Raw genomic sequence first — 23489 nt, 5'->3', positions numbered from 1 at the left:
GGTTTCCCCCAGGCCTGATCCGATTGTGCCACTTGTGATGGCCTAAAGCGAATCGCTCGAGCGGACGACGGGATTCGAACCCGCGACCCTCACCTTGGCAAGGTGATGCTCTACCAGCTGAGCCACGTCCGCGCGGCGAGATTCTGTGTGGCTCCGATTTTCACCGGCGCCGCGTCCCTCGCTGCGTTAAGAACTCTAGCGGAAGGTTGGGGGAAGTGCGAAATCGATTGTGTGGGGGCTGCTCGGGGGTCTTGTGCGCGCCCTGCCGTGGCAGGCCTGGCCGGCCCGCCGCGGCGGCAGGAGCTACTTCTCCACGTGCGCGGGGGTGGACGGCATGTCCGGGCGCGGAGGGGCGGACAGGTATTGGCCGACCCGCTCGATCACCTTGTTCATCTCGTAGGCGATCAGTCCCACGTCGCTGTCGGCATCCGACATCAGGGCCATGCACGCGCCCTCGCCGGCGGCCGCGACGAAGAGGAACGCGCGGTCCATCTCGATGATGCTCTGTCGGATGTTCCCCGCGGAGAACTGCTTACTCGCTCCTCCCGCGAGGCTGTGCAGACCGGAGGCGATGGCCGACAGGTGCTCGGCGGCGGGACGGTCGAGTCCACTGGAGGTGGCCATGAGGAGGCCGTCGGTGGACAGGACGATGGCGTGTTGTGTGCCCGAGGCGCGGGTGAGGAGGTCGTCCAGCAGCCAGCTGAGTTCGCCGCGGGCGGTGCTCGGTGGGGTCATGTCTCTCTTTGCTGTGTCTGGTGTGGTCGTGCGTGGCGGGACACGCGCGCTGCGGGGCGCTTCGCGTGCACCGGACTGCGGAGGCGGCTGGGGGAGGCTGCCACCGGTCCCGCGTAAGCGTTGCCCAGATGATAGTCATTCGTAACTTATCTGTCCGGCTCTAGCCATCGGCTCCGGGTGGGCCACCCCGGGTGGCCAACGGTTCTGACCAGTGGTGACTCGGTCCTGCGAAGAGTTGGGGAACCGGACCAGCGGCCGGTGCCGGACAGGGGACTTGTCAAGGTCCCGCCCCGGCGGTACGGCGGGCTTCGAGGATCTCCAGGCGAGACCGGGGGTCTTATCTGTTCGTGGACGCGGTCATATGAGCGCGCACGAGCGTGCATGAGTGAACAGGTCACACCGTTCCCTGGTGACGAGCGTCCTGGCCAGAGACGTCCGTCCCCACCTCGCTTGGAGGAGTTTCCCGGTTTCCCCCACACATGCCCCCGGAGGCGGCTAGCGTTGCCCTCGAACACACAAACGAACCACAGGGGTGGGGGTGAGCGAACCGGTGACAAAGACCAAAGAGCAGGCAAAGCAGGGTCTGCGGCCGATCGCGGACCCCTACCCGGCCCCGGGCCCGACCGGGGTGGCTGTGCGCATCCGCCTCAAAGGCCTCACCGAACGCGATGAGCGGGTGCTGCGGCTGGTCGGCGCCCACCTGGGATCACTGGCCTGCGCCGATCTCAAAGCCCGCTGCGCGCACGGGTTGGACCACGACCGGCACACCTGGTCGGCGCGCAAGCGCGAGCTGACACCTGAGTCGTCGGCGCGGTGGGCGGGGGCGATCACCAAGGCCACCCATGACCAGTGGGCGCTGGCCCGACGCGGTCAGGTGGCCTACCGCATCGGCTACGACGTGGAGCGGGAACGTTGGTACCTCACGGCGCCCTGGCAGATCCCGACCACCCCGGAAATCCCGCTCCAGGCCGCGCTCGCCGCTGGTGTGGTGGGTGTGGACACCAGCGCTGATCACCTGGCCGCCTGGCACCTGGACACCCACGGAAACCCGGTCGGGGATCCGCGCCGCTTCGACTACGAGTTGTCCGGCACCGCCGAGCATCGTGATGCCCAGGTGCGGCACGCACTCTCCCGGTTGTTGCGCTGGGCCCAGGCCTGTGGGGTGCGGGCGATCGCGGTGGATGCGGCCTACACCTCGCGGTGGGGCGTGCAGCACTGGCAGAAACCCACCACCAGCAAGAAACGTACGACTTCCCGCCCGCGATGCGGCGAGCATCGCGATCGGGCGGCGCGCTCAGGGGTTTCCGGTCCGGCGTCGGACGGCACCGCCCCGCACCCACCGGAGTGATGGGTGCGGGCCTCGGACCGTCCAGACCGAACCAGCAACCCGTGGGCGTGAGGGACCCCGCCACCCCGGCCCGGAGCGCGCACCCGATGCGCGCACCCGGGCCCAGGGCACGAGAACGCGGGGGACCAGCGCACCCAACACCGTTCGGGGCGCGCGCAGAGCTCGGGAGTGGCATCAGCTGTCACTCCTGGACACTGTTGAGGAACGGTTCGAGGTGGGAGGATTCGAGGCGTCACCGGCCCGACCAGGGCCCTTGAGAACTTGGGGGGTTGGAATGAGGGTGTGGATCGCCGGCGCCGGTTACGGCCGCGGCGCCGTACTGGAGGAGAAGGAAGCGCGGATCCCGGTGGTCGACCACGGGATCACTGTGGGGGACGGCGTCTTCGAGACGGTGCGCGCGCGGAACGGCAGGCCGTTCGCGCTCACCCGGCACCTGAAGCGGCTGGCCCGCTCCGCGCGGGGGCTGGGTATGGACGAGCCCGACCTGGAACTGATCGGGGACGGGGTGGCCCAGGCGATCGCGGCCAACCCGGAGCTGACCGACGCCCGCGTGCGCATCACCGTCACGGACGGGGCCGGGCCGCTCGGTTCGGACCGCGGCACGGGTGAGCAGACCGCGATCGTGGCACTGGGCGCCTTCCCCGGCATCGCCCCGGCCACGGACGTGTCCCTGGCTCCCTGGCCGCGCAACGAGTTCGGAGCGCTGGCCGGGCTCAAGACCACCTCTTACGCGGACAACGTGCGCGCCCTGGCCTACGCCCGCGAGCGCGGGGGCAGTGAGGCGATCTTCCGCAACATCAGCGGGAACCTCTGCGAGGGAACCGGGAGCAACATCTTCGTGGTGCTCGACGGCAAACTCCTCACCCCGCCGCTGTCGGCAGGTCCGCTGGCCGGCATCACCCGGGAACTGGTCCTGGAGTGGTTCGGCGGAGAGGAGGAGGACGTTCCGATGGAGCGGCTCCCGGAGATCTCCGAGGCCTTCCTGACCTCCACCGGCCGTGACGTGCAGCCGATCCTCAACATCGACGACCAGCGCGTGTCGGCCGAGGCGGGGCCGGTCACGGCGAAGGCGATGGCGGTGTTCGCCGAGCGCTCGGCGGCCGACATCGACCCGTGACGGGTTGACGGCGTACGGGAACACGTGCGGAAGACGACAGGAGAGGGGGCGGCGCCCAGGCGCCGTCCCCTCTCCGTCTCCTATGGTCCTGCGGCTTCTCGGCTGTGCCCGCTCCTGGAGGAGAGGGGGCGAGTGCCCTCCGGCAGGTGTGTGCTCTTGAGGGCGGCTCAGGAGCGCGCGTGCCCTTCAGGAGTGGAGGTGCTGCTCGATCTCGTCGTCGAGGTCCACGAACTGGGCCTCCTGGCCGGCCGGGACGATCTCGTAGGTGCGGTGGAGGAACTCCGCCAGCGGGGAGACCTGGGTGTCGAACTCGGCCTGGCCGAAGGGCGAGGAGAGCGCGATGCTGACCGAACGGTCGCCGCTCTCGTCCTTGGAGGGCCACACGCGGACGTCGCCCTCGCCGACGGGGCGAACGATGCCCACGGTGAGGAGCTCGCGCGCGAAGATCCACTCGACGGGGTTGTCCTCGCCGGTGTGGAAGGCGACGCGGATCGCGTACGGGTCGTCAGCGCTGTAGTCGAGTCGTGCGACCAGGGGAACCGCGGTGCGCTCCGGGACCACGAGTCGCAGGCCCAGCTCGGCGGTGGCAGTCGTGTCACTACTGTTCATGTTCGCCAAACCTTTTCTCGTCCGGCCCAGAGTCCTGGGTCGCGGGCCGGGTTGCCGTCTCACTCGCTCCAACGCGGCTGGCCGCGGACTATGACGTGAGTACGGAGAATTTCTTGGTCGGTGGGACCGGAGGTCTCGCTGCCCGCCCAGCGGTGTCAGCGCGCCGTGTCGCGGCACCACGATCCTTCGTCACTGTAATGACCAGGGGAAACCAAAGATTTCCCCATGATGAGTGGCCCGTGTCACGCGGAGGTCAATCCGCGGTCGCTTCGGGAGGGTCCACGGGTGCGGGAACTCCTACTCATTGCGGGGATCGTGGTCGGCAAAGGAATCCTGTGGGATCCCGCCGGCCAGCAATGGTGACCTCCATCACACGACTCTGGGTTCGCTGGGCGGAGTCGGGTGCGTCGACCACTCTCAAACATGCGCTAGAGTTTTTCTTGTCAGGCCGACGAGGCCGGACGGGGCAGCAGCCCAAAGGGGCGATTAGCTCAGTTGGCTAGAGCGCATCGTTCACACCGATGAGGTCACTGGTTCGAGTCCAGTATCGCCCACATGACAGAGGGACCCATTCCGTATCGCACGGACTGGGTCCCTCTTTTTTTGTTTTGGTCCGGCCAACCTCGGGCAACGTGCGGGTATGCGGTCGGGGGCAGGTTTCGGCGTCGGGTCGGAACGGAAAAAGTTCCCGCCCATAAGTCCCGTCCCTCAGCAGGTCCCCGCGGGAGAGCTCCGCTCACCCCGTCGACGCCCTCACTCGGTCGGAGCGCCTGGAGGAGGAGAGCCCGAGTCGGAGGCGCGTCCACGGCGTGCGGCCTTGGCGGCCCTGCGCTCGCGGCGGCGCTCCAGATACTCGTCCTTGGTCTTGACCGCCCACTTCTCGCTCCGGCGCGCCCACACGCGCGCGGGGCGCAGCAGGCGGTGGGCCCAGCGGAACTCGGTGCTGAGGATGAGCAGTCCGAGGAGGACCGAGGCGATCCCGGGGCCGGGCAGGACCATCATGACGATCCCGGCCAGGACGACGACGGTGCCCACCGTGCCGACCAGGACGCGCCAGGGAATGTGCAGGACAGGGTGGGTGTGCATCCGTTTTCGGAACAGGCGGAGCCGTGCGCGCAGGCGCCTCCACCGTCGTACGCGGGCATGGCGAGTGGGGGATGTCTCCGGGGCCGGGGGCCCGTTGGGTGGGCTCGGTGACATGCGCTCACAGTATTCGGTCGATGCGACGGATGCTTTCAGGTCGAGCTTGATGGGCGTGATCGGGTGTCTGCTGATTCTCACCGATCCCGCTGGTCTGATCAATGGTTCCCGCAGGGGGCGCGGAGAACCACCGGAAAAGGTGATGATCTATGACAGAACCTTCCGGTGTCGGCCGTTCTGGCCTCTCCAGTGAGCTTCGCGGGTACGACGAAGAACCGGGCGACGATGCTCCAGCGCGGCCGAATCCCCCCGGCCGAATCAGGGCGGTTCGCCTCGCTGCCTGAAGCCGCGGGGCCGCTGCCGCCGCCTCAGGGCCTCTCCCGCGCCGCTCGGGCAGACCGGCCGCTCCCCTGTGGACAACCAGAAGCACCGCCACCCCGGAGCCGATAGCATCGGGGGAGCGAAACGCCTGGCCTCGAAGTGCCGGTCACTGGCCCGGCCACCGGCCGGTTCGCATCCACGACATCGACGTAATCCCTAGGAGTCACCGTGTCCGCCGCGTCTGAGCTGCACATCACCCTCGCCGGAACCCCGCGTGCGGTGGCGGCCACGACTACCGCGGGGCAGGCGCTGGAGGCGGACGGCAGGACCGTGATCGCCGCCCTGGTCAACGGTGAGCCCCGCGACCTGGCCTGGGAGCTCTCCGACGGCGACGCCGTCGAGCCCGTCGCGATCGACTCCGAGGAGGGTCGGGCGATCCTGCGCCACTCCACCGCGCACGTGCTCGCCCAGGCCGTCCAGGAGCTCTTCCCCGAGGCCAAGCTGGGCATCGGCCCGCCCGTCGACAACGGCTTCTACTACGACTTCGACGTCGCCGAGCCCTTCACCCCCGCCGATCTCAAGAGCATCGAGAAGAAGATGCAGCAGATCATCAAGCAGGGGCAGCGCTTCGACCGCCGCGCCGTCTCCGACGACGACGCCCGCGCCGAACTGGCCACCGAGCCCTACAAGCTGGAGCTGATCGGTCTCAAGGGCGGCGCCGCCGAGGCCGCCGAGGGCGCCTCCGCTGAGGTCGGCGCCGGTGAGCTCACCATCTACGACAACATCCACTCCCGCACCGGCGAGCTGTGCTGGAAGGACCTGTGCCGCGGTCCGCACATCCCCACCACCAAGGCGATCCCGGCCTTCAAGCTGATGCGCACCGCCGCCGCCTACTGGCGCGGCAAGGAGACCAACCCGCAGCTCCAGCGCGTCTACGGCACCGCCTGGGAGTCCAAGGACAAGCTCAAGGAGTACCTGGCCTTCCTGGAGGAAGCCGAGAAGCGCGACCACCGCAAGCTCGGCTCCGAGCTGGACCTGTTCTCTATTCCGGACGAGATCGGCTCCGGCCTGGCCGTCTTCCACCCCAGGGGCGGCATCATCCGCCGGGTGATGGAGGACTACTCCCGCAAGCGCCACGAGGAGGGCGGCTACGAGTTCGTCTACTCGCCGCACGCCACCAAGAGCGCCCTGTTCGAGAAGTCGGGGCACCTGGACTGGTACGCGGACGGCATGTACCCCCCCATGCAGCTCGACGGCGGTCAGGACTACTACCTGAAGCCGATGAACTGCCCGATGCACAACCTGATCTTCGACGCGCGCGGGCGCTCCTACCGTGAGCTGCCGCTGCGCATGTTCGAGTTCGGCACCGTGTACCGGTACGAGAAGTCCGGTGTGGTGCACGGCCTGACCCGCGCCCGCGGCTTCACCCAGGACGACGCGCACATCTACTGCACCAAGGAGCAGATGGCGGACGAGCTTGACTCGCTGCTCACCTTCGTGCTGGACCTGCTGCGCGACTACGGCCTGGAGGACTTCTACCTGGAGCTGTCCACCAAGGACCCGGAGAAGTACATCGGCGACGACGCCAACTGGGAGGAGGCCACCGACACCCTGCGTCGGGCGGCCGAGAAGCAGGGCCTGGAACTGGTCCTGGACCCGGGCGGCGCCGCCTTCTACGGCCCGAAGATCTCCGTGCAGGCCAAGGACGCCATCGGCCGCACCTGGCAGATGTCCACCATCCAGGTGGACTTCAACCTGCCCGAGCGCTTCGACCTGGAGTACACCGCTGCCGACGGCACCCGTCAGCGCCCGGTGATGATCCACCGCGCGCTGTTCGGTTCGATCGAGCGGTTCTTCGCCGTGCTGCTGGAGCACTACGCGGGCGCGTTCCCGGCCTGGCTGGCCCCGGTCCAGGCGGTGGGCATCCCGATCGCCGACGAGCACGTCCCGTACCTGCAGGAGGTCGCCGCCAAGCTGCGCGCGGAGGGGATCCGGGTCGAGGTCGACGCCAGCGACGACCGCATGCAGAAGAAGATCCGTAACGCCCAGAAGCAGAAGGTCCCCTTCATGCTGCTGGCCGGTGACGAGGACATCAGTAAGAACGCGGTGTCCTTCCGCTACCGCGACGGTTCGCAGAACAACGGTGTGCCGGTGGACGAGGCGGTGGCCGAGATCGTCGCCGCCGTCCGCGAGCGCCGCCCGTAGGGGCGGCAGCCGAGGCGCGTTCGGCGCCCCCCTACACGCGAAGAGCGCCCGTCCCCGGCAGGGGGCGGGCGCTTCGCCGATTCGGGAGGGGCCGGATCAGCCGCGCTCACGGGGGCTCTTGTCGTCCTTGTCGTCCTTGAAGAGGTCCTCGCGGGAGATCTTCGCGGTGGCGTTGGGGTCCGGCGCGGTCTCCTCCTCGTCGTCGCGGAACAGGTCCGCGCGCGAGATGCGGTGCGTGGCATTGGGGTCGCTCATGGGGTACTGCTCCTCGTGCGTTGGGGTACGCCGGATTTTATCCGCCTCGTCTGACGGAACCGTACGCTCGGGGTCGGATACCCACGGTTGTGCTCTGTCCGTAGATGACGGGTGCGTATTCGCCGATCCCGTGGTGCTGTGATCGGTGCCGGGGTTCAGGACCCCGTGGGGTCGCGTTCCCAGGCTTGGTCGGGGACCCGGCTCACCAGGTCGATCAGGTAGTCCGCCGCGGTCAGGGCGCGGTCGGGGTCCAGGCGCATGGCCGCCCAGGTCATGACGTGGCCGCCGGTGAAGCGCACCGGCAGGGAGCGCGAGCGGCAGTCCGAAAGCAGCCAGGAGACCGTGCCGTGGTCCAGGACGGCGCGGGCGAAGCGGTCGTCGGAGCTGACGGTGTGGAAGGCCTCGGTGAAGGCCCGGTCGACCTCCTCCGGGCCGCCCCGGCCGTCCAGGGAGACGGTACGCGCCAGGTCGCGGCGGCGGATCTCCAGTTCGGCTCCGGCGCTCGGCGTGTGCACGGCCACGACGCGGTGGGTGTACCGGGCCCGTCCGGTGCCGCGCCGCTCGGCCGCGGGGGCGCTGTGGCTGAGTTCGTACATCGTGACCAGGTGCGCGCCGCGTCGGCCGGTGAGCACGTGCCGCACCCGCGGGTCGCGCCCGCGCAGGGCCGGGGGCAGGGTCGCCTCCTCCAGCGGCCGCGGATGGTGCTCGGTGTAGTGCCAGCCGTGTTCGTCGGCCCAGTGCCGCAGCTCGCTGACCCGTTCCTTGCGAAAATGCGCGGCGACCGTGATCACCCCGGCCGACACCACCACGGTGACCAGGGCGATCAGGGACAGAGCGCCTTCCATCCGGTCTCTCCTCCGGTGGGGAAATATGAGGGCCAGGGGCCCGTGGCTGTCCCGCGTCGCGGGCCGGGCGCCGTGAGCCCGAAAATCAGGGGGCCCGCACTGGCCGTATGGGTCCATTCTGTTCCGATAAGTGGTGCTTGTCACCCCTCGGTGTTGTCTCTCGGTGACACTGGGCAGGTGTGCACCCTGCGGTGGGCCCCTCTCCCCGGCTGTCCCACGGCCCTCCCCGACGGACCGCGGGCACCGGCCTGGAGCGGCTCCCAGCAGCGCGAATGCTCGGCTCTCGGGGGCCTGGCGGGCGTCGGTTCCGAACTCATCGCCGGGGCGAACCACACAGAGCGAATACTGAGAGTGATCAGGTGAATGCGGGCTTCCTGTTGTCCGGAAGTGGCCAGGGAGTCGCCGGATTCAGGTGGAGGTCGCGCAGGATCTGTTCCGGGGTGGGCCGGTAGGCGGCGGGTGCGGTCAGCGCGGCGTGGACCGGGGGGACCAACTCCGATGGGAGCCCGGCCAGGTCGGCCGCACCGCGCAGCACCCGACGGGTGACGGTGCCGACGCTCCCGCGCCCGAAGGGGTTACGGCCGGTGGCGGCGTAGGCGGTCAGCTGCCCCCACGAGAACACGTCAGAGGCGGTGGTGGCGGGCGCGCCCAGGAGCCGCTCGGGCGCGATCCAGCCGGGGGTGCCCGCCACCCCGCCCGCCCGGGTGTTGGCGGCGACGTCCACGGAACGCCCGCCGCGGCCCGGGACGTACACGTGACCCGCCGGGGGGCAGAGGGTGCTGTCCAGGGCACGGGCGATTCCGAAGTCCAGGATGCGGGGGCCGTCGGGGGAGATGATGACGTTGCTCGGCTTGAGGTCGCGGTGCACGATCCCGGCGGCGTGGATGTCGGCCAGCGCCGAGGCGACCCCGGCGGCCAGCCCGGCCAGGGAGCGGCCGATCAGCGGGCCGGTGCCCCTGACCCGTGCCTGCAGGGTCGGCCCGGGGATGAACTCGGTGGCCAACCAGGGGCTCCGGGCCCGGGGCGCGGCGCCGATGAAGCGCGGCACGAAGCGGCTGCGGACGCGGCGCAGCGATCCGACCTCACGGGCGAAGCGGGCCCGGAACTCCGGCTCGTCGGCCAACTCCGGGTGTACGGCCTTGACCGCGACCAAACGCCCGAACCGGGAGCGGCCCAGATAGACGGTGCCCATCCCGCCGGACCCCAGACGCCCCAGCAGCCGGTGCGGGCCCAACCGGGCGGGGTCGTGTGCGCCCAGGGGTGTGAACGCGGGCAGGGAACGGCGTGGGGAGGTGAACACGGCGTCAGTACCTCGCGGGGGTTAGGGGGTCGGAGGGGTACCGCCGCCCTGGCCGGTGACGGAGTCGTCACACAGCGAGAGGCTCTGGTGTGTCCGACGCGCCTGAACCCCGAGAAGTTCGGCGGTGCAGGGGGTCTCTGCCGGTTTTCGGGTGGTGGAGAGGTAGGTATTCCGCTCCCAGGAAGAGAAGGAGCGCGCGCCCAGCTCCCGGTGCTCGGTGTCCCTGAGTTGACAACCCCGGAGGTTTCGGTGGCCTCGACGCAGCCGCCTCGACCGTGCCGACGCAGGCGAGTTCAGATCGCGATGACCTCTAGGGCGCTTTCGAGGCCCTTGAAGTCCTCCGCGTTCCGTGTGTGGAGGGGCAGCGCGTGAACGGAGGCGATCGAGGCGATCATCAGATCCATCCTGCGCGGTTTCGGGCTGCGGTTCTCCGCGATGGTCAAGGCGACCAGGGTGCCGTAGCGTGCGGCAGCTTCACCATCGAACGGCAGCGGCACGAAATCCACGGCCGCGGCCTGGAGCCGTTCTGTGCGCGCGGCTCTGGCCACGGGCTCCTTCGCCATGGCGATCCCCTGATGGAGTTCAGCCATGGTGACGGAGGTGATCTCGGGAAAGTCCGGCAGGACCGCGGGGTCGAGAACAGGTAGATCAATGAAGGCGCAGGTGGCGAGGACCCCGGATGCGTGGCTTTCAGGCATGTTCGTCCTCGCCGCCCAGATCTTCGTCGCCGAAGAAATCCTCGGCTTCGTCCCTCATTTCTGCATGGTCGACCCTGGGCAGGCGCTGGTGGCGCTCAACCAGTTCCTGTGCGCTGAGTTTGCGCCTGCGGGCGATAGGCCTTACTTCGGCAACCTCCACCCCGTTACGCGTGACATGGAAGGTTTCCCCGGCCTCCACCGCGTCCATGACAGCGGCGGCCTTGTTTCGGAACTCCCTCTGCGTGATCGTCTTCATATATCAAACGTAGCGCCGCGTGTCTCATCGTGCTACGGATCCCTTTGAGGCGCGGACACGAGAACGCGGCCCCGGGAACTCCATCTGGGTTTCGATGACGCTGTCCGGGGCCGCGGTTCTGTGGGGTGCGCGAGTCAGGCGGGCAGGCCGAGCTCCCTCGCGATGAGCATCTTCTGGACCTCGCTCGTCCCTTCACCGATCTCGAGGATCTTGGCGTCGCGGTAGAAGCGGCCCACGGGGTAGTCGTTCATGAATCCGTAGCCGCCGAAGACCTGGGTCGCGTCGCGGGCGTTGTCCATCGCGGCGTTGGAGGCGATGAGCTTGGCGATCGCCGCCTCCTTCTTGAAGGGCTCTCCGGCGAGCATCCGGGAGGCCGCGTCGTAGTAGGCCAGACGCGCGCTGTAGGTGCGGGACTCCATTTCGGCGATCTTGAACTGGATCGCCTGGTAGGCGCCGATGCTGTGGCCGAAGGCCTGGCGCTCGTGGGCGTAGCGCACGCTCTCGTCCACACAGCCCTGGGCGAGCCCGACGGAGAGCGCGGCGATCGCGATACGGCCCTCGTCGAGGATGCGCAGGAACTGGGCGTAGCCGCGGCCGCGCTCACCGACCAGGTTGGCCTCGGGGACGCGGCAGTCCTCGAAGACGAGCTCGTTGGTGTCCGAGGCGTTCCAGCCGACCTTGGAGTACTTCTGGCCCACGGAGAAGCCCGGGGTGCCCTTGGGAACCAGGATCGAGGAGATCTCCGGGCGGCCGTCCCCGCGCTTGCCGGTCACCGCGGTCACCGTGACCAGGGCGGTGATGTCGGTGCCCGAGTTGGTGATGAACGACTTGGTCCCGTTGATCACCCACTCGCCGTTCTCCAGGCGCGCGGTGGTCTTGGTCGCCCCCGCGTCCGAACCGCCGTCCGGTTCGGTCAGGCCGAAGGCCCCGAGCGCCTCGCCCGAGGTCAGCTTGGGCAGGTAGGTCTTCTTCTGCTCCTCGGTGCCGAAGCGGTGGATCGGCATCGCACCGAGGGACACCCCCGCTTCGAGGGTGATAGCCACGGAGGAGTCCACCCGGGCCAGTTCTTCGAGGGCCAGGCACAGGGCGAAGTAGTCGCCGCCCATGCCGCCGTGCTCCTCGGGGAAGGGCAGCCCGAACAGCCCCATCTGGCCCATCTTGGCGATGATGTCGTACGGGAACGCGCCCCGCTCGTAGAAGTCGCCGATCACCGGCGCGACCTCGGTCCGGGCGAAGGTCTCCACGGCGGCCCGCAGGTCCGCGTGCTCGGTCGAGAGTTCGTGGCGGTTCATCGCTGCTGCTCCTCGGTGGTGGAGGTGGAAGGGGTGCCGGCCGGGTTCTCGGCCGACGCGGTGAGGGGTTCGACGGTGACCAGGACGGCGTCCATGGGCACGGAGGAACCGGGGCGGACCGCCACGGTGGTGACGGTTCCGTCCACGGGCGCGGCCACGGAGTGCTCCATCTTCATCGCCTCGACCACCACGAGGGTGGTCCCGGCGGTGACCTCCTGGCCCACCCGGACCGGGACGTCGAGCACGGTTCCGGGCATGGGGCTGCGCACCGTGCCGTCGGCGGCGGCGTCGTCCTCGCGCAGCGCGGCGGTGACGGGCTCCTCGTGCAGGGTCCAGGCCGAGCCCTCGGCGCCCAGCCAGCGGTGGGCGGTGGCCGGGTCGTCGGCGCGCAGGTAGGTGCGGGTCCGGTCGGGGGTGGTGACGGTGAGCCGGGTGCCGTCGGCGGAGCGCCGGGCGTTGACCCGCACGGGCTTCCGGCCGGTTGCCTCGTGCTCTCCGGTGACGGGTTCGGTTCCCGAGCCGGGCTCGGAGCCGGGGCCGTCCACACTCACCAGGTAGCGCCCGGCGGCGCCGTCGCGGCGGACCCGCACCACGGTGGCCTCCTGCCCGGGCGCGCGCAGCCGCCACGGGGTCCAGGCCGGGCCGCCCATCCGCCAGCCGTCGGGTACGGCGAACCGGTCGGGGCCGGGCGGACCTTCGAGGTCCAGTTGGTGGTCCACGGCCGCGGCCGCGTACACCTCCTCCGGCACGCCCTCGGGGGCGGCGGGCGGCGGGTCCTGGGCGATCAGGTCGGTGCTCAGGTCACCGGCCACCACTCTCGGGTGCAGCAACAGCCTACGCAGGTAGGCGGTGTTGGTCACGCAGCCCAGCAGCGTGTAGGAGGCCAGCGCCGCGTCCATCCGGCGCAGCGCCCCGGCCCGGTCCGCACCCCAGGTGATCACCTTGGCCAGCATGGGGTCGAAGTCGGAGGTCACCTTGCCGCCCTCGGCCACCCCTGAGTCCACGCGAACGCCCGGGCCCGAGGGCTCGCGCAGCGCCAGGATCGGACCGCCCGAGGGCAGGAAGCCGCGGTCGGCGTCCTCGGCGTAGATCCGGGTCTCCACCGCGTGCCCGACCCACGAGACCTCGTCCTGGGTGAAGGGCAGCGGCTCACCGGCGGCCACGCGCAGCTGGAGCTCCACGAGGTCCACGCCGCGCTCGCCGCGCACAGCCACGACCTCCTCGGTCACCGGGTGCTCCACCTGTAGGCGGGTGTTCATCTCCAGGAAGGAGAACGACAGCTCGCCGTCGGCCCCGGTCTCGGCGATGAACTCCACCGTGCCCGCGCCCACGTAACCGCAGGAGCGGGCGGCGGCTACCGCGGCCTCGCCCATGGTGGCCCGCTGCTCCTCGCTGAGCAGGGGGGAGGGTGCCTCCTCCACCACTTTCTGGTGGCGGCGCTGCAGGCTGCACTCGCGCTCGCCCAGGTGCAGGACGTTGCCGTGGGCGTCGGCCAGGACCTGCACCTCGATGTGGCGCGGCCGCTGGACCAGCTTCTCCACCAGCAGGGTGGCGTCACCGAAGGAGGCCAGCGCCTCGCGGCGGGCGGACGCGGCGTCGGTCACCAGCGCTTCGGGTGAGTGCACGGCCCGCATGCCCTTGCCGCCGCCTCCGGCGGAGGGCTTGATGAGCAGCGGGTACCCGGTCTCGGCGGCCGCGCGCAGCAGCTCGTCGTCGGGCAGGGGTTGGCCGGGCTTCTCGGTGAACCCGCCCAGGACCGGTACGCCCGCGGCGGCCACGGTGTCCTTGGCGCGGATCTTGTCGCCCATCGCCTCGATCGCGGCAGCGGGCGGGCCGACGAAGACCAGACCGGCGTCGGTGCAGGCCCGGGCGAAGTCGGCGTTCTCGGACAGGAATCCGTAGCCGGGGTGGATCATGGTGGCCCCGCCGGCCAGGGCCGCGGCGACGATGGCGTCGGCGTCCAGGTAGCGCTCCACCCGGTAGGCCTCGTCGGCGGCCAGGGTGTGCGGGGAGGCGGCGTCGGCGTCGGTGTACACCGCGACCGAACGCAGCCCGGTGCGGCGCAGGGTGCGCATCACCCGGAGCGCGATCTCGCCCCGGTTGGCGACCAGCACGGTGGTCGGGCCGAGACCGTCGGCTGTACCGGCTGTGCCGGGTTCGGTCGAAGTTCTGTTTGGCGTCGTGGTCAAGGGTTCCTCACATCCGGAAGACGCCGTAGCCGACCGGCTCAAGGGGCGCGTGGCGGGCGGCGGACAGGGCCATGGCGAGCACGTCGCGGGTGTCGGCGGGGTCGATGACGCCGTCGTCCCACAGGCGGGCGGTGGAGTAGTACGGGCTGCCCTGTTCCTCGTACTGGTCGCGGATGGGCGCCTTGAAGGCCTCCTCGTCCTCGGCCGACCACTCCTCGCCGCGGATCTCCTTCTGGTCGCGGCGCACGGTGGACAGCACCGAGGCGGCCTGTTCTCCGCCCATCACGGAGATGCGGGCGTTGGGCCACATCCACAGGAAGCGGGGTGAGTACGCGCGGCCGCACATCGAGTAGTTGCCCGCGCCGAAGGACCCGCCGATCACCACGGTGAACTTGGGTACGCGCGCGCAGGCCACGGCGGTGACCATCTTCGCGCCGTGCTTGGCGATACCGCCCGCCTCGTAGTCGCGGCCGACCATGAACCCGGAGATGTTCTGCAGGAACACCAGCGGGACGGAGCGGCGGTCGCAGAGTTCGATGAAGTGCGCGCCCTTGAGCGCGGACTCGGCGAACAGGATGCCGTTGTTGGCGATGATCCCCACCGGGTGGCCTTGGACGCGCGCGAACCCGGTGACCAGGGTGGTGCCGTACTCGGACTTGAACTCGGTGAACTCGCTGCCGTCGACGATCCGGCCGATGACCTCGCGCACGTCGTAGGGGGTGCGGGTGTCGGCGGGGACCACCCCGTACAGCTCTTCGGGATCGAGCTCGGGCGGGCGCGGCTCACGCGTCTCCCAGGCCGGGGGGGCCAGCGGGCCGAGGGTGTCGGCGATCTGGCGCACCTTGGTCAGGGCGTCGGCGTCGTCGTCGGCCAGGTGGTCGGTGACCCCGGAGACCCTGGAGTGCAGGTCGCCGCCGCCCAGTTCCTCGGCGGTGACCACCTCGCCGGTGGCGGCCTTCACCAGGGGCGGACCGCCCAGGAAGATCGTGCCCTGCTCGCGGACGATCACGGCTTCGTCGCTCATCGCCGGGACGTACGCGCCGCCCGCGGTGCACGAACCCAGAACCGCGGCGATCTGCGGGATGCCCGCCCGCGACATGGTGGCCTGGTTGTAGAAGATGCGGCCGAAGTGCTCACGGTCGGGGAACACGTCGTCCTGCATGGGCAGGAACGCGCCGCCGGAGTCGGCCAGGTACACGCAGGGGAGGCGGTTGTGCAGCGCCACCTCCTGGGCGCGCAGGTGCTTCTTGACCGTCATCGGGTAGTAGCTGCCGCCCTTGACGGTGGCGTCGTTGGCGACCACGACCGTCGGCCGTCCGGCCACGCGGCCGATGCCGGCGATCATCCCGGCTCCGGGGGCGTCCTGGCCGTCCTTGCCGTAAAGGCCGTAGGCGGCCAGCGGGGCGATCTCCAGGAACGGAGAACCGGGGTCGAGGAGGAGATCGACGCGGTCGCGGGGGAGGAGCTTGCCGCGTTCGACGTGGCGCGCCCGGGTCTTCTCGGGCCCGCCGAGGGCCGCGGTCGCGATCCGCTCCCGCAGCTCCAGCGCGAGCGCGCGGTTCGCGGCGTCGTTGGCGGCGAACGCGGGACCGGCGGTGTCGACCGCCGATCCGAGCACAGGTGCCCTGCTCATGGTGTCCTCTCGTGGAGGGATGTTAATGCTCACTAACAAGAGTGATGTTAGTAACTACTAACATGGGTGTCCAGAGCCGGGGTGGCGCGGGTCACGGAGAGCGCTCTGCGGCAAGGCGGCGGAAGGTGTGCGGATGGGGACAAGACCGAGCGGCAGGGCCACGGACGAGCGGTCCTCGGGTCAGAGACCGACGAGCCAGCGGCCCACGGGTGAGCGGCGGACGGCGATCCTGGGGGCGGCCGCCCGGCTCTTCGCCGCGCACGGGTACCGGGGCGTGACCATCGACGACCTCGGCCGGGCCGTGGGTACCACCGGGCCCGCCCTGTACCGGCACTTCCCCGGTAAGGAGGCGCTGCTCGGCGAGGTCCTGGTGGACATCAGCGAACGCCTCGCCCGGCGCGGGCGCGAGCTCGTCGCCGGGGCGGACGGGCCGGAGGCGGCTCTCGAGGCGCTGCTGCGCGGGCACATCGAGTTCTCCCTGGACGAACCCGACCTGATCACCGTGCACGACCGCGAACTGGGCAACCTCACCGACCAGGACCGCCGCCGGGTCCGCCGTCTCCAGCGCGGCTACGTCGAGGAGTGGGTCAACGTCCTGGCCGAACTGCGCCCCCGGGACTCGCACGCCACCCTGCGGGCCTCGGTGCACGCCGCGTTCGGACTGCTCAACTCCACCCCGCACAGTCGCAGAGCGCTCTCCCGTGACGAGATGGCCGAACTGCTCCTGAGGATGGGCTCGGCCGCACTGCTCGCCGGCGACCCCGTGCCAACCGCGAGATAAGGCTGCGTTGAACGTGCCTTTAGCTCCCCACGGGTAGACAGCGCACGAGTCCCGGACCCGACATCCGGGACGCGCGCGTCTACCTCTAAGGGGAGATCCTTCATGGTCGACTACCGGCCAGAATCCCAGGGCACCACCACCAACGCAGGAATCCCGGCACCCAGCGACGAGCAGTCCCTGAGCGTGGGCCGGGACGGGCCCGTCGTCCTGCATGACGCCTACCTCATCGAGAAGATGGCGCAGTTCAACCGGGAACGGGTGCCCGAGCGGGTGGTGCACGCCAAGGGCAGCGGAGCCTACGGCACCTTCCGGGTGACCAACGACGTCAGCCAGTACACCTGTGCGGACCTCTTCCAGCCCGGGCGTGAGACCCCGATGCTGGCCCGGTTCTCCACGGTGGCGGGGGAGATGGGCAGTCCGGACACCTGGCGCGACCCGCGCGGCTTCGCTTTGAAGTTCTACACGCAGCAGGGCAACTACGACATGGTCGGCAACAACACGCCGGTCTTCTTCATGAAGGACCCGCAGAAGTTCCAGGACTTCATCCGGTCCCAGAAGCGAGACCCGCGCACCGGCCTGCGCGACAACACCATGCAATGGGACTACTGGTCCCTCTCGCCGGAGTCCGCGCACCAGGTCACCTGGCTCATGGGCGACCGGGGCATCCCGAGGACCTGGCGCAACATGGACGGGTTCAGCTCGCACACCTACCAGTGGATCAACGCCAAGGGGCAGCGCTTCTGGGTCAAGTACCACTTCCGGACCGACCAGGGCAACGACTTCCTCACCCAGGAGGAGTCGGACCGGATCGCCGGTGAGGACGCCGACCACCACCGCCGCGACCTGTTCGAGGCGATCGAGCGCGGCGACCACCCCTCGTGGACGCTGAGCATGCAGATCATGCCGATCGACGAGGCCGCGGACTACCGGTTCAACCCGTTCGACCTGACGAAGGTGTGGCCCAAGGGCGACTACCCGCTGATCGAGGTCGGGCGGATGACGCTCAACGAGAACCCGGGGAACCACTTCATCCACATCGAGCAGGCCGCGTTCGAGCCCTCGAACCTGGTGCCGGGCATCGGCCCCTCGCCGGACAAGATGCTGCTGGGCCGCCTGTTCTCCTACCCCGACACCCACCGCTACCGGATCGGGGTCAACTACACCGAGCTGCCGCCGAACCGGCCGCACGTGCGGGTGCGCTCCTACGCCAAGGACGGGCACATGCGTCAGTTCGCACCCGACACCGCGGCGGTCTACCACCCCAACTCCTTCGGCGGTCCCGACGCGGGCCGCCAGGAGGGCGTGGAGCAGGCGACCTGGCAGGTGGAGGCGGCCGAACTGGTGCGCGAGGCCTACACCCAGCACCGTGACGACGATGACTTCGTCCAGCCCCGCGCACTGATCCGCGACGTCATGGACGACGCGGCCCGCGACCGGCTCGTGCGCAACGTGGTCGGTCACATCTCCGCCGTCACCGACGACGGCGTGCGCTCACGTGCGGTCAAGTACTGGACCGACATCGACAGCGAGATCGGTTCCCGTGTCTCCCAGGGCCTCAACGGAGGCTGATCCGCAAGGCCGGGAGGCGTACACGGCTGGGGCGGGTGGTCGCGACCACCCGCCCCTCACCGCTTACCGGGAACCATCCCGGCCCGCCCCCTACCGGAGGCCGAGGCCGAGACCGCCCACGACGTCCTCCACCGGCTGGGTGACATCGCCGGTGTCGACGTCCTCGACCGGCAGGTCCCCGGTGACATCGCCGGTGTCGACCGGGAGTTCCCCGGTCACGTCGTCGGTGGAGACCGGCAGGTCGAGCGCCTGGAGGGCGCCCAGCGGGTCCTCGAGTTCCAGCAGCGCCTGGAGCGCTGCCAGGGCGTCGGGATCGCTGAGCAGCTCGACGGCGTCCTCGTTGGCCAGGATCTCCTGGACCTGCGGGTCCTCGAGCAGGGCCTCCGCCTCGGGTGAGAGGCCCTCGAGCTCTCCGGTCACGTCATCGGTGACTTCGGTGACCTCGTCCACGGTGTCGGTGACCTCGTCCGGCGGGTCGGCGAAGGCCGCTCCCACGCCGAACACGGTCAGTCCTGTGGCCAGTACGGCCGTGGTGGCGATCCTGGTGAACGCACGCATACGCGTTCTTGCCCCTCTCTGAGACACGGGCCAGCACTTTCTGTTTGTGCATGACCACATACAGTCACTCAGTCTCGACTCCATGAAACCAATAGCGGGTGTTGTCCCGGTGAAGACCCCGTATGCCTTTGCGGAGGGGAGCCAACGGCCGACAAAGACCCGGGAACGACTCGCGTGGGAACCCGTCGAACCGAACCCCGCAGCCGTACATTCGGCAGCGGTGAAGTGGGTACGCCCGCATCCGACGGCCCACAGCCGCGAAGGACGTCCCGCCCCCCGATACGAAGAAGGAGCGGTGAACACATGTCTCGGCCTCGGATCGTGGTGGTCGGTGCGGGTTTCGGTGGCCTGCACACCCTGCGCCATCTGGAACGACGCATCCCCAACGGTGCGGCTGACATCGCGCTCGTCGCGCCGCACGACTACATGCTCTACAGCCCGCTGCTGCCCCAGGTGGCCTCGGGGCTGCTCACCCCGCAGTCGGTGGCCATGTCGGTGCACCGGCTCACCCGCAAGACCCGGCTGGTCCCCGGGCACGCGATCGGGGTGGACACCCGGGACCGCACGGTGGTGGTGCGCAGGCCCACCGGGGAGCTCCTGCCCTGCAAGTACGACCGGCTCGTCCTGGCGCCCGGCGCGCTCACCAGGGAGTTCGACATCCCCGGGCTGACCCAGCACGCCTACGGCGCCAAGACACTGGCCGAAGCGGTCCTGCTGCGTGACCACGTGCTCGCCCAGCTGGAGCTGGCCAACGACTCCAGGGACCCGGTCGAACGCGAGGAGCGCTGCCGGTTCATCGTGGTCGGCGGCGGTTACACCGGTGTGGAGACCGCGGCCTCGCTGATGCGCCTGTGCGAGGAGGCTGCCCGGCGCTATCCCGAGTTGCGCTCGGTCATCCGCTGGCACCTGGTGGACATCGCGCCCAAGGTGCTGCCCGAACTCGGCGACCGGCTCGGCCGTAAGGCCCTCGACCTGCTCCGCAACCTCGGCATCGAGGTCAAGCTCAAGGTGACCGTGCGGGAGGTGACCGCGGACAAGGTGGTCCTCACCGACGGGCGCGCACTGCCCTGCCGCACCCTCATCTGGACCGCCGGGGTCACGCCCAGCCCGCTGATGGAGACCCTCGGCAAACCGACGCAGCGCGGCCGCCTGGAGGTCGGCGCGGACCTGGCGGTGCCCGGGCAGCCCGACGTGTTCGCGATCGGCGACGCCGCGGCGGTGCCCAACCTCTCGCACGCCGAGAGCGCCTACTGCCCGCCCACGGCCCAGTACGCCACCAGGCAGGCCGCCACCGTCGCGCAGAACGTGGTCAACTCGGTTCTGGGCCGACCGCTGCGGGAGTTCAAGCACAAGGACATGGGCCTGGTGGTGGACCTGAGCGGCAAGGACGCACTGGCCAGGGTCCTGCAGTTCGACCTGAGCGGGCTGCCTGCGCTGGCGGCCACTCGCGGCTACCACCTGATTTCGGTGCCGTCCCCGACCGCGCGGGCGCGCATCGCCGCCAACTGGAGCATCCGCGCCTTCACCGGGGGAGAGGTCTCCCGGATGGGGTTCGCCGACGAGGGCCGCCCCTCGTCGTTCGTGGCCAACGAGAGCGTTCAGTACCTGGATGAGACGGCCTCCCGTTCGGAGGGCGCCCGACTGCTCGACAACGAGCGCGAGCGTTACGGCGAGGACTGAGGCGGAGCCTGGGGGTCGAACTCGGATCCGGGCTCGGGAGAAGTCTTGGGCCCGGGGCCGGACCCGCGGAGCAGGGCGCGGGCCCGGCGCCAGCGGTGGACGATCACCACGGCGATGGCGACCGAGAGGAGTGCGGCGGCCAGGGCGACCGGCCAGCCCCCGACGCTCTCCAACAGGGACTCGGCGTACCGGCGGCTGGTGGAGGTCGGGTCGGCGAGGACCGCCGTGACGAAGACCGCGGACAGGACGGTGGTGGCCACGGCCACCACCGTTCCTCCTCTGCCGGTCATGCCCATCCGGCGGCGCAGGACCCCGCCGGCCTCGATGATGCGGGTGACGCGCAGGAGCCGCAGGGTCCCGGCGACCCGGAGGAGCCGCAGCACCTGGGTCGGGCCGAGCGCGAAGAAGACCGCGGGCAGGGTCACCGCCGCCACGAATGTGCTCCACTTGTGGGTACGCAGCCAGCCCAGCTTGTTCTCGGCCAGCGCGATGAGCAGGATCCACTCCACCCACAGGACCAGCCCGGCCAGCCAGTTGACCCGGTGCCCGAACTCGGCCCACCAGCCGTCCCCCCACATGCCGAGGAAGACAGCGGGGACGGAGACCACCGCGCAGATCAGCACCGGCAGGGCCAGCCGACGCTCCAGCGTGCGGGCGCGGCTGTTCTCCGCGGCGCCGTCTTCGGGCGCTTCGGCGACAGGCGGAAGATCGGGGGACATGACCGGTACGTTAACCCTGGTGCTCGGCCCTCGGCGCGGGTTGGCCGGGTCCGGCCGAGGGCTCGTGGAGGTGCGGGGGAGAGAACGGCGCCGAGGGACGGTGCCGGCGGGGCCGGTGGTGGGAACGGTCAGGAACGGACCAGGCGGGCGATCGCGTCCGAGGCCTCGCGGACCTTCTCGTCGGCCTCGTCGCCGCCGTTGGCGACGGCGTGTGCCACGCAGTGTTTGAGGTGCTCGTCGAGCATGGAAAGCGCGAAGGAGCGCAGGGCCTTGTTGACCGCGGAGGTCTGGGTGAGGATGTCGATGCAGTACTGGTCGTCCTCGACCATCCGCTGAAGGCCGCGGATCTGTCCCTCGATCCGACGGAGCCGGTTGATGTGGCTCTGCTTGTCGTTGCTGTAACCGTGGTTCGCCGCCATGCCACCGTTTCCGTGTTGTTCCTGCTCAGCTGCCATAACAATACCCCCTCAAGGTATTCAAGTGAGGAGCTTCGCGGTCTATTCCGCCCTCCCGGCCGCCGTCGGGGGAACCATTTGTCACCAACCTGGCCGTACGAGAAGTTTCCCAGACGGGAGGGGTTCTAGGGTCCGCGAGGGCTGGGTGTCCCGTCGGTGCGGCCCAGGGGGCGGCCGTGTCTCCGGGGGAGGGTGGCCGAAAAAACATACTATTGCTCAGAGTAGCTGCATAATTACTTTGAGTGGGGGCAGTGGTGGCGGCACGAACAGTGGAAGTACGGTCCACATCGGTCAGGCGGGTGGGGGTGGCCCTGGTGGCCTCGGTTCTGCTCGCCTCGGGGGCCATCGCGGCCGGTGCGACCTTCAGCGCCCGCGATGCGATCGCCCAACCGGCCACACCCTACGCGTCCAGCACCTGGGGTCAGCTCGTCCTGGACCCCACGGTCTACGGTGACGGCGCGGTCTCCGGCACTCTCACGGAGCTGGAGGTGAGCGGCGACGGCAACGAGCAGTGGGACATCAACACCGGTCCCGGCTCCGACATCTCCGACAACCTCACCTCCGCGACCGGTACCGCCGAGGTCAACGTGGTCAGCGGGCCGGAGTCGGCGATGACCAACGCCAACGGCGCCTTCACCAATCTGGACGTGCCTCCCCCCACCGCTGGCGGGGCGGCCTCCCTCATCACCCAGGGGGCGCAACAGCCCGACGGCCAGTACCGCGTCTTCACCGTCTCCACCTGGAACAACCGGGTGCAGTGCGCCCCACCCGCGGGGGTCATCATCCAGGATTCCACCACCGCGCCCATGTTCATGGGGCGCTTGGTGGACGCGCCTTTGCCCAACGCCCCCGGAACCGCCGTCACGGAGCTCGACTTTCCGGGGGACTACGGGGACGGGATCACCAACGCGCACGTCACCGTGACCATCACGCACGTCTACGAGATCGACGACCCCTACATCGGTCACGCGCGCACCGACTACACCGCCGTGGTGCAGGGGCAGGACGCCGAAGGCAACCCGGTCGGCGCCCCGGTGACCCTGTTCGACATGACCCTGGGCGACGTCCGCGCCGACTGCCACCCGCTCCAGCCCTCGCCCAGCCCGACCCCGACCCCGACCCCGAGCCCGAGCCCGAGCCCGAGCCCTACTCCGAGTCCGTCGCCGGATCCGACCCCGTCTCCGTCGCCCACCGAATCTCCGAGCCCCAGCCCGACCCCGAGCCCCAGCCCGAGTCCGAGTCCGTCGCCGGATCCGACCCCTTCTCCCACGCCCAGCCCGACGCCGTCACCTACTCCCACACCGAGCCCGACGCCGTCACCTACTCCCACACCGAGCCCGACGCCGTCACCTACTCCCACACCGAGCCCGACTCCGAGCCCGACACCGACTCCGAGTCCCAGCCCGACCGAGTCGCCGAGTCCGTCGCCGACGGAGTCACCCAGTCCGGATCCGACTCCGAGCCCCAGCCCGACCGAGCCGCCCAGCCCGTCGCCGGATCCGACCCCTTCTCCGTCGCCCACCGAATCTCCGAGCCCGAGTCCGACCGAGTCGCCGAGTCCGAGTCCGTCACCGTCGCCCACGGTGTCGCCGAGTCCGTCTGACCCGCCCGCCTACCCCACCGACCCCGTTCCGCCCAAGCCCGAGACTCCGGCCGACAAGCCCAGGCTGCCGGTGACCGGCGCCAGTGTCACAGCCCTGGTGATCGGCGGCCTGATGGCCGTCGGCGCCGCGGTCCTCGCGTTCGTGGTCTCGCGCAAACGTTCCGTCTAGACCGGGCAATCC

General features: G+C 69.9%; 21 protein-coding genes and 2 tRNA genes. 8 read left to right on the top strand and 15 right to left on the bottom strand.

Annotated features, from left to right (window positions below; genetic code table 11):
• Positions 1–59: 59 nt before the first annotated feature.
• Positions 60–132: transfer RNA gene (locus NE857_RS24270), tRNA-Gly, on the bottom strand.
• Positions 133–303: 171 nt separating this feature from the next.
• A complete protein-coding gene (locus NE857_RS24265; RefSeq protein ID WP_254417799.1) occupies positions 304–735 on the bottom strand; it encodes a roadblock/LC7 domain-containing protein in 432 nt (143 codons plus the stop codon).
• Positions 736–1285: 550 nt separating this feature from the next.
• Between NE857_RS24265 and NE857_RS24260 the strand changes: the two genes are divergently transcribed.
• Both NE857_RS24260 and NE857_RS24255 read left to right on the top strand, forming a co-directional pair.
• On the top strand, positions 1286–2083 hold the full coding sequence (locus tag NE857_RS24260) for a globin family protein (RefSeq protein ID WP_254417798.1): 798 nt from the start codon (positions 1286–1288) through the stop codon (positions 2081–2083).
• A gap of 274 nt (positions 2084–2357) precedes the next feature.
• Positions 2358–3200 (top strand): aminotransferase class IV, encoded by an 843-nt coding sequence (locus tag NE857_RS24255; protein WP_254417797.1) that lies wholly within the window; start codon positions 2358–2360, stop codon positions 3198–3200.
• A 186-nt stretch (positions 3201–3386) separates the two neighbouring features.
• Here the strand turns inward: NE857_RS24255 and NE857_RS24250 are convergent, their stop codons facing one another.
• The gene (locus NE857_RS24250) at positions 3387–3809 is read right to left on the bottom strand and encodes an SsgA family sporulation/cell division regulator (protein WP_254417796.1); all 423 of its coding nucleotides are present in this window, start codon (positions 3807–3809) and stop codon (positions 3387–3389) included.
• Positions 3810–4289: 480 nt separating this feature from the next.
• Here NE857_RS24250 and NE857_RS24245 point away from each other — a divergent pair.
• Positions 4290–4363: transfer RNA gene (locus tag NE857_RS24245), tRNA-Val, on the top strand.
• Positions 4364–4562: 199 nt separating this feature from the next.
• On the opposite strand, the gene NE857_RS24240 is transcribed toward NE857_RS24245, so the two are convergent.
• Complete coding sequence (locus tag NE857_RS24240) at positions 4563–4895, bottom strand: PGPGW domain-containing protein (protein ID WP_254417795.1); 333 nt, start codon at positions 4893–4895, stop codon at positions 4563–4565.
• A 603-nt stretch (positions 4896–5498) separates the two neighbouring features.
• Between NE857_RS24240 and thrS the strand changes: the two genes are divergently transcribed.
• Complete coding sequence (thrS, locus tag NE857_RS24235; protein WP_017581535.1) at positions 5499–7475, top strand: threonine--tRNA ligase; 1977 nt, start codon at positions 5499–5501, stop codon at positions 7473–7475.
• A 96-nt stretch (positions 7476–7571) separates the two neighbouring features.
• Here thrS and NE857_RS24230 read toward each other — a convergent pair whose 3' ends face one another.
• The 8 genes from NE857_RS24230 to NE857_RS24195 form a co-directional block, all read right to left on the bottom strand.
• Positions 7572–7730, bottom strand: coding sequence for a hypothetical protein (locus NE857_RS24230; RefSeq protein ID WP_184365480.1), 159 nt, complete (start codon positions 7728–7730; stop codon positions 7572–7574).
• Positions 7731–7885: 155 nt separating this feature from the next.
• Complete coding sequence (locus NE857_RS24225) at positions 7886–8575, bottom strand: hypothetical protein (protein ID WP_254417794.1); 690 nt, start codon at positions 8573–8575, stop codon at positions 7886–7888.
• Between the two features lie 355 nt (positions 8576–8930).
• The gene (locus NE857_RS24220; protein WP_254417793.1) at positions 8931–9875 is read right to left on the bottom strand and encodes a serine/threonine-protein kinase; all 945 of its coding nucleotides are present in this window, start codon (positions 9873–9875) and stop codon (positions 8931–8933) included.
• Between the two features lie 293 nt (positions 9876–10168).
• Complete coding sequence (locus NE857_RS24215; protein WP_254417792.1) at positions 10169–10573, bottom strand: type II toxin-antitoxin system VapC family toxin; 405 nt, start codon at positions 10571–10573, stop codon at positions 10169–10171.
• Positions 10566–10829 carry a type II toxin-antitoxin system Phd/YefM family antitoxin gene (locus NE857_RS24210; RefSeq protein WP_254417791.1) on the bottom strand — a complete coding sequence of 88 codons (264 nt, stop codon included), beginning with the start codon at positions 10827–10829 and terminating at the stop codon, positions 10566–10568. Before NE857_RS24210 ends, NE857_RS24215 begins: the two co-directional genes overlap by 8 nt.
• Before the next feature lie 134 nt (positions 10830–10963).
• On the bottom strand, positions 10964–12121 hold the full coding sequence (locus tag NE857_RS24205; protein ID WP_254417790.1) for an acyl-CoA dehydrogenase family protein: 1158 nt from the start codon (positions 12119–12121) through the stop codon (positions 10964–10966).
• Positions 12118–14310 carry an acetyl/propionyl/methylcrotonyl-CoA carboxylase subunit alpha gene (locus NE857_RS24200; protein WP_425572134.1) on the bottom strand — a complete coding sequence of 731 codons (2193 nt, stop codon included), beginning with the start codon at positions 14308–14310 and terminating at the stop codon, positions 12118–12120. The genes NE857_RS24205 and NE857_RS24200 overlap by 4 nt, the downstream gene beginning before the upstream one ends.
• Positions 14311–14317: 7 nt before the next feature.
• Positions 14318–15928 carry a carboxyl transferase domain-containing protein gene (locus tag NE857_RS24195; RefSeq protein WP_254422079.1) on the bottom strand — a complete coding sequence of 537 codons (1611 nt, stop codon included), beginning with the start codon at positions 15926–15928 and terminating at the stop codon, positions 14318–14320.
• Positions 15929–16076: 148 nt separating this feature from the next.
• On the opposite strand from NE857_RS24195, the gene NE857_RS24190 reads away from it, so the two are divergent.
• Positions 16077–16724 (top strand): SACE_7040 family transcriptional regulator, encoded by a 648-nt coding sequence (locus NE857_RS24190; protein WP_254417789.1) that lies wholly within the window; start codon positions 16077–16079, stop codon positions 16722–16724.
• A gap of 102 nt (positions 16725–16826) precedes the next feature.
• A complete protein-coding gene (locus NE857_RS24185; protein ID WP_254417788.1) occupies positions 16827–18293 on the top strand; it encodes a catalase in 1467 nt (488 codons plus the stop codon).
• Positions 18294–18383: 90 nt separating this feature from the next.
• On the opposite strand, the gene NE857_RS24180 is transcribed toward NE857_RS24185, so the two are convergent.
• Positions 18384–18851 carry a hypothetical protein gene (locus tag NE857_RS24180; protein WP_254417787.1) on the bottom strand — a complete coding sequence of 156 codons (468 nt, stop codon included), beginning with the start codon at positions 18849–18851 and terminating at the stop codon, positions 18384–18386.
• A gap of 303 nt (positions 18852–19154) precedes the next feature.
• Between NE857_RS24180 and NE857_RS24175 the strand changes: the two genes are divergently transcribed.
• Positions 19155–20531: an NAD(P)/FAD-dependent oxidoreductase gene (locus NE857_RS24175; RefSeq protein WP_254417786.1), complete on the top strand. Its 1377-nt coding sequence runs from the start codon at positions 19155–19157 to the stop codon at positions 20529–20531.
• On the opposite strand, the gene NE857_RS24170 is transcribed toward NE857_RS24175, so the two are convergent.
• A complete protein-coding gene (locus NE857_RS24170; RefSeq protein ID WP_254417785.1) occupies positions 20516–21250 on the bottom strand; it encodes a metal-sensitive transcriptional repressor family protein in 735 nt (244 codons plus the stop codon). The genes NE857_RS24175 and NE857_RS24170 overlap by 16 nt on opposite strands.
• Before the next feature lie 128 nt (positions 21251–21378).
• Positions 21379–21669 carry a metal-sensitive transcriptional regulator gene (locus NE857_RS24165; protein WP_017581550.1) on the bottom strand — a complete coding sequence of 97 codons (291 nt, stop codon included), beginning with the start codon at positions 21667–21669 and terminating at the stop codon, positions 21379–21381.
• A gap of 350 nt (positions 21670–22019) precedes the next feature.
• On the opposite strand from NE857_RS24165, the gene NE857_RS24160 reads away from it, so the two are divergent.
• Positions 22020–23477 carry an LPXTG cell wall anchor domain-containing protein gene (locus tag NE857_RS24160; RefSeq protein ID WP_254417784.1) on the top strand — a complete coding sequence of 486 codons (1458 nt, stop codon included), beginning with the start codon at positions 22020–22022 and terminating at the stop codon, positions 23475–23477.
• Positions 23478–23489: the final 12 nt, after the last annotated feature.

The organism is Nocardiopsis exhalans, from assembly GCF_024134545.1.
GTDB lineage: Bacteria > Actinomycetota > Actinomycetes > Streptosporangiales > Streptosporangiaceae > Nocardiopsis > Nocardiopsis exhalans.
This window is presented reverse-complemented; position numbering and strand designations above follow the sequence as displayed.

Excerpts from the sequence above, each read along its gene's own strand:
- NE857_RS24265 (WP_254417799.1), bottom strand. The coding sequence starts at position 735 with ATGACCCCACCGAGCACCGCCCGCGGCGAACTCAGCTGGCTGCTGGAC.
- NE857_RS24185 (WP_254417788.1), top strand. The coding sequence starts at position 16,827 with ATGGTCGACTACCGGCCAGAATCCCAGGGCACCACCACCAACGCAGGA.
- NE857_RS24205 (WP_254417790.1), bottom strand. The coding sequence starts at position 12,121 with ATGAACCGCCACGAACTCTCGACCGAGCACGCGGACCTGCGGGCCGCC.
- NE857_RS24225 (WP_254417794.1), bottom strand. The coding sequence starts at position 8,575 with ATGGAAGGCGCTCTGTCCCTGATCGCCCTGGTCACCGTGGTGGTGTCG.
- NE857_RS24230 (WP_184365480.1), bottom strand. The coding sequence starts at position 7,730 with ATGAGCGACCCCAATGCCACGCACCGCATCTCGCGCGCGGACCTGTTC.
- NE857_RS24255 (WP_254417797.1), top strand. The coding sequence starts at position 2,358 with ATGAGGGTGTGGATCGCCGGCGCCGGTTACGGCCGCGGCGCCGTACTG.
- NE857_RS24175 (WP_254417786.1), top strand. The coding sequence starts at position 19,155 with ATGTCTCGGCCTCGGATCGTGGTGGTCGGTGCGGGTTTCGGTGGCCTG.
- NE857_RS24215 (WP_254417792.1), bottom strand. The coding sequence starts at position 10,573 with ATGCCTGAAAGCCACGCATCCGGGGTCCTCGCCACCTGCGCCTTCATT.
- NE857_RS24170 (WP_254417785.1), bottom strand. The coding sequence starts at position 21,250 with ATGTCCCCCGATCTTCCGCCTGTCGCCGAAGCGCCCGAAGACGGCGCC.
- NE857_RS24165 (WP_017581550.1), bottom strand. The coding sequence starts at position 21,669 with ATGGCGGCGAACCACGGTTACAGCAACGACAAGCAGAGCCACATCAAC.
- NE857_RS24180 (WP_254417787.1), bottom strand. The coding sequence starts at position 18,851 with ATGCGTGCGTTCACCAGGATCGCCACCACGGCCGTACTGGCCACAGGA.
- NE857_RS24250 (WP_254417796.1), bottom strand. The coding sequence starts at position 3,809 with ATGAACAGTAGTGACACGACTGCCACCGCCGAGCTGGGCCTGCGACTC.
- NE857_RS24240 (WP_254417795.1), bottom strand. The coding sequence starts at position 4,895 with ATGCACACCCACCCTGTCCTGCACATTCCCTGGCGCGTCCTGGTCGGC.
- NE857_RS24210 (WP_254417791.1), bottom strand. The coding sequence starts at position 10,829 with ATGAAGACGATCACGCAGAGGGAGTTCCGAAACAAGGCCGCCGCTGTC.
- NE857_RS24190 (WP_254417789.1), top strand. The coding sequence starts at position 16,077 with ATGGGGACAAGACCGAGCGGCAGGGCCACGGACGAGCGGTCCTCGGGT.